The 3,130-nt window shown below is 36.5% G+C and carries 3 protein-coding genes and 1 pseudogene; 1 reads left to right on the top strand and 3 read right to left on the bottom strand.

Features of this window, described 5'->3' with window-relative positions; translation table 11 throughout:
- From P8M54_RS04480 to P8M54_RS04470, 3 genes and pseudogenes are all read right to left on the bottom strand, one after another.
- Positions 1-270: pseudogene (locus P8M54_RS04480) on the bottom strand (amidohydrolase); the annotation flags it as partial.
- Positions 271-276: 6 nt separating this feature from the next.
- On the bottom strand, positions 277-711 hold the full coding sequence (locus P8M54_RS04475; RefSeq protein WP_300285633.1) for a GNAT family N-acetyltransferase: 435 nt from the start codon (positions 709-711) through the stop codon (positions 277-279).
- Positions 692-2,164 carry a sodium:solute symporter family protein gene (locus tag P8M54_RS04470; RefSeq protein ID WP_300285631.1) on the bottom strand — a complete coding sequence of 491 codons (1,473 nt, stop codon included), beginning with the start codon at positions 2,162-2,164 and terminating at the stop codon, positions 692-694. Before P8M54_RS04470 ends, P8M54_RS04475 begins: the two co-directional genes overlap by 20 nt.
- A gap of 377 nt (positions 2,165-2,541) precedes the next feature.
- Between P8M54_RS04470 and P8M54_RS04465 the strand changes: the two genes are divergently transcribed.
- On the top strand, positions 2,542-3,130 hold a 589-nt coding region (locus P8M54_RS04465), incomplete at its 3' end, for a magnesium chelatase domain-containing protein (protein ID WP_300285629.1).

The following is a 3,130-nucleotide window of genomic DNA, read 5'->3' as shown; positions in this document are numbered from 1 at the left end:
AGATTTGTATTCAAATGTATTGACTTCGTCAATAGGTAAGGCGTCGAGCTCGCACCGAAATAGAATAGTTTTACCTGCTTCCTTTCCGTTATAAATTGCTACAATTCCCGTTGTTCCTATGTTCGTAATTAGTTCGTCAGGAGGATAGTTTTCAAGAAAAGAAATAATTCTTTTTGCAGTTTCGATTTCTTTTCCTGAAACTTCTGGATATTGATGTAATTCCTTTCGCAATAGCGTAAGAGTGGCTATGCGTTGGTTTAAATTTTCCATTTTGGATTATTTGATGAGACGCATTTCTAGGTATTTGTTAGTAAAACCTAGTTTTTCGTATAGTTTCTTCGCAGGATTATCTGGTTCGACGTGTAACGCAATATTTCCTTCTGCAATCGAAATGGCTTTTTGCATTAATTGTTTACCATAACCTTTACCACGATGGCTGTTGTCTACTGCAATGTATACCAAAATGTTCTCGGGAATAAAATCTTTCATCCCTGTATTATTCAAGATTACGATACCAACAATTTCATTTTCATCTATTCCTACGACAATATTTCCTCCTTTGTCAGGATGCATTACATAATCGATACATTTTAAAATATCTGCAATTTTATCGCCGTATTCCTCTAGGTGAGTGAATAAAAATTGAGCTATAACTCCGCTTGTGTATATTGGATCAGCACCTGTTGTTTGATTAATTATTTTGAATTCCATTTTGTTTTACTTTTTTGTTATAATGATAGATTGAAATTGTCAAGAATAAAATTAAAGAAACACTTAGTCCGTAAATATTAGCGTCTAAATGTTCGGGTAATTTTATTCCTAAAGGTAATTTATTTTTAGTAAGTATTAAAAAAATTGTAGTACTTCCTCCAATTAGCATGCTCCAAAAAGCAGCTACTGGATGGCTTTTTTTCCAAAAGAGCGCACCTATTACGGGGACAAAAAGTCCCGAAACCATAAAAGCATAAGAGTAGAGCATTAACTCTAATACATTTTGCATTTGTGAGGCCAACAAGATGGCAAATAAACCTACAGCTAATGTTACTATTTGTGATAGTCGTAATTCTTTTTTGTGTGTAAATTCTTTTTTAGAAAACTTAGAGATGATATCCGTAACAATATTTCCAGAGGCAGCCATCAAGCAGCTATCAGCCGTGGATAAAATTGCTGAGAAGTAAGAAGATAGCATTAAACCCAATAGTCCAACCGGAAGTATAGTTGCTAAAAGTACTGGTAAACCCATTTCGCTGTCCATCGTATTGGCGTCTGCTATACCCGTAAACATACCTTGAGAGGCTGCAACTTTGGCTAGCATTCCTAGAATTACTCCCATAAATGCCATGATGGGCCATTCAAAAACACCTGCGATTAGCCACGCTTTTTTAGCTTCTTTTTCTCCTTTACTAGCGTATATTCTTTGATATAACGTCATTCCAACGAACCAAATAGGAATTATAGTCACTGACCAATTCAAAATTTGATACCAATGCACATTAGTTAAGGAAAGGTATTTTGGGTCCAGCGTAGCCTTGATAGCCTCATAACCACCTACAGAATGATAGGCCATAGGAATTCCTATAAATACTAAACCGCCTATAAGGATGAGCCATTGTATAGTATCGGTGTAAATAACGGCTTTTAGTCCACCAATAGCGGTATAAACCACAGCGATAAGTCCCATAACAATTAAAGCGGTCTGCAAATTCAAGCCATCGATTGTAGCCGAAGCTAATTTGGCTCCAGCCAAAACTTGCGAGCTAGTGAATCCTACGTATCCTATAGCAGAAATAATTCCGGCAAGCAATGCCACTTTAGGATTGTAAAAATGATTGAATATTTGCGGAAATGTAAAAAACTTAAACTTATGTCCTAAGTGACTTACTTTAGGAATTAAAAAAACGGCACTCAACCAAGCACCCAAAAGTCCTGTAAATAGCATCCACGACCCCGATAATCCCATCGTAAAACCAAGGCCACCAAGACCGATAGAAAAACCACCACCAACGTCAGTAGCTACTACCGATAGCCCGATGTGCCAGCTGCTCATGTTCCGACCGCTGACATAAAAGTCCTCGGCAGTTTTGTTTTTATTAAAGAAATATAGCCCTACGCCAAGCATAGCAAGCATATAAACAACAAAGATTAGATAATCTATCCAGTGCATTTTTATTTCATTATTGATTATTAGTAGCCTGTAAATGGAATTTTTCCAAAAGGCAAAGATGCAGCGAACTACAAATACGGTAACTGTTAGTAGGATTGCAAGATTTTGTAATCCAAGTCAGGTTTATATGAAACGATTAAAAAAATCATTTTTGATACAAAAATCCTGTAATTGAGTGCAAATGTAGCTAAAAATTATCAAAAAATTAGTAAAAAGGCCTTTAAGCTGATTTTACACTATTTGAGAGGTGTTGATCTTCAAGCTAACTTTAATTTTTGAAATGCTGCTAAACGTCTTATTTTTAGAATAGTAATAAATTTGTGTTCGTGTGTTTTTGGTATATTAAAATTTATTATTTTTAATAAAAATTATCTCACATGCTCGTTAAAGTTTTTGGAAGCGCTGTTTTTGGAGTGGAAGCCACAACAATTACTGTAGAAGTAAATATTGACAAAGGAATTGGTTATCATCTAGTTGGCTTGCCTGACAATGCCATCAAAGAGAGTAGCTATCGAATTGCCGCTGCACTCAAGAATAATGGGTACGCGATGCCGGGCAAAAAGATTACTATCAATATGGCACCTGCTGATTTGCGCAAAGAAGGATCAGCATATGACCTTACATTAGCCATTGGTGTTTTGGTCGCCTCTCAGCAAATAACTGCTGTAGATCATGACAAGTACATCATAATGGGAGAGCTTTCTCTCGACGGAAGTTTACAGCCTATTCGTGGTGCCTTACCTATTGCCATTAAAGCCAAGGAAGAAGGTTTTAAAGGTTTTTTTCTACCAAAGCAAAATGTAAAAGAAGCCGCAATCGTTGCTGGACTGGATGTGTACGGCGTGGAGAATGTGCAAGAAGTCATTGATTTCCTGGAAGGCAAAGGCAATCTAGAACCAACAACGATAGACACGAGAGCCGAATTTTACAAAGATTTAGACTTTCCAGAATTTGATTTTAGTGATG

Source organism: Flavobacterium sp., from assembly GCF_029242675.1.
Lineage (GTDB): Bacteria > Bacteroidota > Bacteroidia > Flavobacteriales > Flavobacteriaceae > Flavobacterium.
Note: the sequence above shows the minus strand (reverse complement) of the source record. Positions and strands in the feature narration are given on the sequence as shown.

Coding starts and splice junctions, on each gene's coding strand:
- P8M54_RS04475 (WP_300285633.1), bottom strand. CDS start 711: ATGGAATTCAAAATAATTAATCAAACAACAGGTGCTGATCCAATATAC.
- P8M54_RS04470 (WP_300285631.1), bottom strand. CDS start 2,164: ATGCACTGGATAGATTATCTAATCTTTGTTGTTTATATGCTTGCTATG.